The sequence below is a fragment of the Streptomyces omiyaensis genome, assembly GCF_014650895.1.
Taxonomy (GTDB): domain Bacteria; phylum Actinomycetota; class Actinomycetes; order Streptomycetales; family Streptomycetaceae; genus Streptomyces; species Streptomyces omiyaensis.
On the sequence record NZ_BMVV01000055.1, the window covers coordinates 13,378 to 18,159 of the forward strand.

5 protein-coding genes are annotated in these 4,782 nt (G+C 73.5%); 4 read left to right on the forward strand and 1 reads right to left on the reverse strand.

Annotated elements, in window-relative coordinates; translation table 11 throughout:
* Window positions 1-18 precede the first annotated feature (18 nt).
* Entirely contained in the window at window positions 19-1,401 is a 1,383-nt protein-coding gene (locus IE287_RS37450; protein WP_229884001.1) for a streptophobe family protein, read from the reverse strand.
* 526 nt (window positions 1,402-1,927) lie between these two features.
* Between IE287_RS37450 and ectA the strand changes: the two genes are divergently transcribed.
* From ectA to IE287_RS37470, 4 genes are all read left to right on the forward strand, one after another.
* Window positions 1,928-2,476, forward strand: a complete 549-nt coding sequence (gene ectA / locus IE287_RS37455) for a diaminobutyrate acetyltransferase (protein ID WP_189853895.1) — start codon at window positions 1,928-1,930, stop codon at window positions 2,474-2,476.
* A 41-nt stretch (window positions 2,477-2,517) separates the two neighbouring features.
* Complete coding sequence (gene ectB / locus IE287_RS37460) at window positions 2,518-3,774, forward strand: diaminobutyrate--2-oxoglutarate transaminase (RefSeq protein WP_189853896.1); 1,257 nt, start codon at window positions 2,518-2,520, stop codon at window positions 3,772-3,774.
* 27 nt (window positions 3,775-3,801) lie between these two features.
* Window positions 3,802-4,206 carry an ectoine synthase gene (locus IE287_RS37465; protein WP_189853897.1) on the forward strand — a complete coding sequence of 135 codons (405 nt, stop codon included), beginning with the start codon at window positions 3,802-3,804 and terminating at the stop codon, window positions 4,204-4,206.
* A gap of 49 nt (window positions 4,207-4,255) precedes the next feature.
* On the forward strand, window positions 4,256-4,782 hold a 527-nt coding region (locus IE287_RS37470), incomplete at its 3' end, for a phytanoyl-CoA dioxygenase family protein (RefSeq protein ID WP_189853898.1).

Sequence of the window (4,782 nt, forward strand, 5' to 3'; positions counted from 1 at the left end):
GGAATTGTCAGACAGGCTCTAGGCCCCCGGGCTCCGTCCGGAGCCGGCCCCGGGGGTCCCCGGCTCGGTGGGGAGCTGGCCGTGGTGCCGGGTGCGGGTGGCGAGGAGGCCGCCCAGGAAGCCGGCGACGAGGCCCCAGAGGAGGGCGAGACCGGCCGTGCGCCAGACCTCCGGCCGGAGGACGACCTCGCCGCCGAGGGCCCCGAGGTCGCCGATGCCGAGGACCGAGAGGCCGAACCGCGCCTCGACGAGGGTGAGCGGCGCGACGGCGAGCATGGTCAGGGCGAAGGCGACGCCGAGGCGCAGGGCGTGCTGCCAGGGCCGCGTCCGGGCCGGGGAGCGGACGGCGGCGACGAAGGCGGCGGCGAGGACCAGGACGACGGCGATGGGCAGCAGCCACCAGGCGCGCCCGTCCTGGGCGGCCAGCGAGGAGAGGTCCACCGTGGACAGGTCGGCGCTGTCGCCGCCGCTGCGCAGGACGGCGTCGAGGACCTGCGGCATGGGCAGGCCGAAGGGCCCCTCGACCTTGCCCTCCCAGGCGCCGCCGATGCCGACGCCGAGGGCGAGCCAGGCGACGTTGGGCAGGCCGAGGAGGAGGACGGCGAAGGTCTCGGCGGCGTGGCCCTTGGTGGCGGCGACGACCAGGCCGATGACGAGGCCGACGGCCACGTAGGCGAGGAGCAGCAGGAGCATCGCGGAGGCGGCGGGCCGGACGGCCTCGTGGTACCGCGTCAGGCGTGCGGGCAGGGCGCTGCCCCGGGAGACCAGGAGGGCGACGAGGAGGACGCCGAGGATCCACAGGAGGCCGTAGCCGAGGGTGGGGCCGAGGAGGGTGCGGAAGCCGACGGTGGGGTTCACCGCGTCGATGAGCTCGCCGAAGAGGTCGCCGAGGGGTTCCTGGGGATCGCCGACGTCGAGGCCGAGGGGGAAGTCGTGGCGGGCGGCGGCGCCGAGTCCGGCGAGCGCGGCCAGCCACAGGACGGTGACGGCCGCGGCCCGTGCCGCGAGGTCGCCGGCCCTGGCCACGGCGTGGTGGCGCAGCGGGCGGAGGAAGACGGCGCCGGTGACGAGCGCGCCGACGAGGGTGACGGTGAGGGGCATCGCGGTCAGCTCGCCCTCGGTGCCGGCGAAGGATCCTGCCGAGCCGGCGATCTCGACCTGGCCGCCGACGGCCATGACGACGACCGCGGCGAGGACGGCGGCGAAGCCTCCGGGGAGGTCGGCGGCGCCGGCGGCCCAGAGGCCGAGGGCGGCGGTGATCCCCATGGCGGCGTATCCGGCGGCGACGGCGGCGAGCGCCTGCGCGGCGATGCGGGGCAGCGCCGTGGCGGGAGTGCCGCTCCGGGCGTCCGGACCGGCGGGGGGCGGGGTGCTGGGGAGCCGACTGCTCACCCTGACCACGCTAGTCCGGCCCGGCCGGCTCCGCCTGCGGGTGCGGTGCCGCGGTCCGCCGGCCGGGCGACGGCGGAGGCGGAGAGGGCGGTTACGGGGGTTGAGGCGGTTGCGGAGGCGGAGAGGGCGGAGGCGGACGACGGCGGGCGGGCGGGCGGGTGACGGAAGCCGGTGATCGGCCGGACGACGGCCCGAGGAGCGCCGGGAGACCGCCGGAAGGCGCCGGACGCGGGGTGGTGACACTCCGTGAAGACGGGCCCATACGAGGCATCCCTAACCGCATCCGCCGCGGCCAAACGGGCTCCGGACCTGCGATCCGATAACGCTCGGCGGCTCCGAGACGAGGATCCAAGGTGTTACCTCGTCGTTATAAACGGACACTATCACCCGATTTAACGCCTTCCGCACCCCTGCAATTCACCGGAAGATCATCCGGCGGGCGCTGAAACCCCGCAGTTCCATACCGCGGATCCTTCCGCTCCACAACCCCGCCGGGCCAGGAAGTTCACGGCTGCGCTGGGTAACTTCGGCGCCCATGACCACAGCTCACACAGCACCGGAACACGTCCGGGACGCGGCGCCGGTCTCTCCCCGGAGGTGGACCGTCGGACGGCCCCGGATCGGCGACGGCGCCCAACTCTGGCGGCTCGCGCGGGAGTCGAAGGCCCTGGACGTCAACTCCTCCTACAGCTACCTCCTGTGGTGCCGGGACTTCGCCGAGACGTCCGCCGTCGCCCGGGACGAGGACGGGCGGCCGCTGGGCTTCGTGACCGGCTACCTCCGCCCCGACGCCCCGGGGACGCTGCTGGTCTGGCAGGTCGCCGTCGATCCCTCGTACCGGGGGCTCGGCATCGCCGGGGCGCTCCTCGACCACCTCTCGGAGCGCGTCGCCGGCACGGGCCCCCTCGACGCCGTCGAGACCACCATCACCCCGGACAACGAGGCCTCGGAACGCCTGTTCAGCGCCTACGCCCGGCGGCACGGCGCCGACGTGCGCCGCACGGTCCTCTTCCCCTCCGGCGCCTTCCCCGCCCCCGGCCACGAGGCCGAGGTGCTGCACCGCATCGCGCCGCTGGCCTTCTGAACCGGCCGCTCCGTCACTCCCCCCACCGTCTGGAGACCCGCATGACGCTCATCGCAGAAACCGGACCCACCGTCTTCGAGACCGTCGAGTCGGAGGTGCGCAGCTACTGCCGCACCTGGCCCACCGTCTTCGAACGCGCCACCGGCAGCCGTCTGTTCGACGAGCACGGCCGCCCCTTCCTCGACTTCTTCGCCGGCGCCGGGTCGCTGAACTACGGCCACAACAACCCCGTCCTCAAGCGCCCCCTCCTCGACTACCTCGGCGGGGACGGCATCACCCACGGCCTCGACATGTCGACGACGGCCAAACGGGAGTTCCTGGAGACGTTCCGCTCCACCGTCCTCGCGCCCCGCGCGCTGCCGTACAAGGTGATGTTCCCGGGCCCGACCGGCACCAACGCCGTCGAGGCGGCGCTCAAGCTGGCCCGGAAGGTCACCGGCCGCACGACGGTCGTCTCCTTCACCAACGCCTTCCACGGCATGTCCCTGGGCTCGCTCGCCCTTACCGGGAACGCCGGGAAGCGCGCCGGGGCCGGCGTGCCGCTGACCCACACCGTGCAGATGCCGTACGACCGCTACCTCGGCGGCGCGCTCCCCGACTTCCACTGGTTCGAGCGGCTCCTGGAGGACTCCGGGTCCGGCCTCGACCACCCGGCCGCCGTGATCGTCGAGACGGTCCAGGGCGAGGGCGGCGTCAACCCGGCCCGTGCCGAGTGGCTGCGCGGCCTCGCCGACCTCTGCCGCCGCCGGGACATGCTGCTGATCGTCGACGACATCCAGATGGGCTGCGGGCGCACCGGCGACTTCTTCTCCTTCGAGGAGGCCGGCATCACCCCGGACATCGTCACGCTCTCCAAGTCCATCAGCGGCTACGGCCTGCCCCTGTCCCTCTGCCTGTTCCGCGACGAGCTCGACGTGTGGGAGCCCGGCGAGCACAACGGCACCTTCCGGGGCAACAACCCCGCCTTCGTGACCGCCACCGCCGCCCTCGACGCGTACTGGCGCGACACCGCGCTGCGGGACCGCACCCTCCGGCGGGCCGCCACCGTCGAGGCCGCGCTCGGGGAGCTCGGCACCGCCGCCGCTCCCCGGGGACGCGGCCTGGTGTGGGGCCTGGAGTTCGAGGACGGGGAGCGGGCGCGGGCCGTCTGCCGGCGCGCCTTCGAGCTGGGCCTCCTGGTGGAGACGTCCGGGCCGCGCGACGAGGTCGTGAAGCTGCTGCCCCCGCTGACCGTCACCGACGACGAGCTGGACGAGGGACTCGGCATCCTCTCCCGCGCCGTCCGCCACACCGCCTGAACCGCCCTCCCCAGAAAGGCCACCCCCGTGATCGTCCGTAGCTTCGCCGAGCTGGAGAACACCGACCGGCACGTGAGGTCCGCCTCCGGCACCTGGGAGAGCAGGCGCATCGTGCTCGCCCGCGAGCGCGTCGGCTTCTCCCTCCACGAGACCGTCCTCTACGCCGGGACCGAGACCGCCATGTGGTACGCGAACCACGTCGAGGCCGTCGTCTGCACCGCGGGCGAGGCCGAACTCACCGACCACGAGACCGGGATCGCCTACACGATCGTCCCCGGGACCATGTACCTCCTCGACGGCCACGAGCGGCACACGCTCAGGGTCAAGGAGGACTTCCGCTGTCTGTGCGTCTTCAACCCGCCGGTCACCGGCCGCGAGGACCACGACGAGAACGGCGTCTACCCGCTGCTCACCGAGCCCGGCGGCGCGTGAGCCGCCGACGGCCGACCACCCCGCACCCACGAGAAAGGACGGCATCACGATGACCACCGCTCCCGCCCGCCCCGTCGACCCGTACCCCACCCGCGGCGCCGAGGAGGCCCTCGTCTTCCGCAAGGAGCCCGTCGTCTGGTCCGAGCCCGGCACGCCCGGGCCCTTCTGGCCGCGCGAGCTGGAGGAGTACGAGCGCAACGGCTTCTTCGCCGACAAGGCCCTGGTCACCCCCGACGAGGTGGCCGAACTCCAGGCGGAGCTCGACCGCCTGGTCACCGACCCCCGGATCCGGGAGGACGAGCGGTCGATCGTCGAACCGCGGTCGCAGGAGATCCGCTCCGTCTTCGAGGTGCACCGGATCAGCGAGGTGTTCGCCCGGCTCGCCGCCGACCCGCGGCTCGTCGACCGTGCCCGGCAGATCCTCGGCTCCGACGTCTACGTCCACCAGTCGCGGATCAACGTGAAGCCCGGTTTCGGCGCCAGCGGCTTCTACTGGCACTCCGACTTCGAGACCTGGCACGCCGAGGACGGACTGCCCCTGATGCGGGCCGTGTCGGTGTCGATCGCGCTGACCCC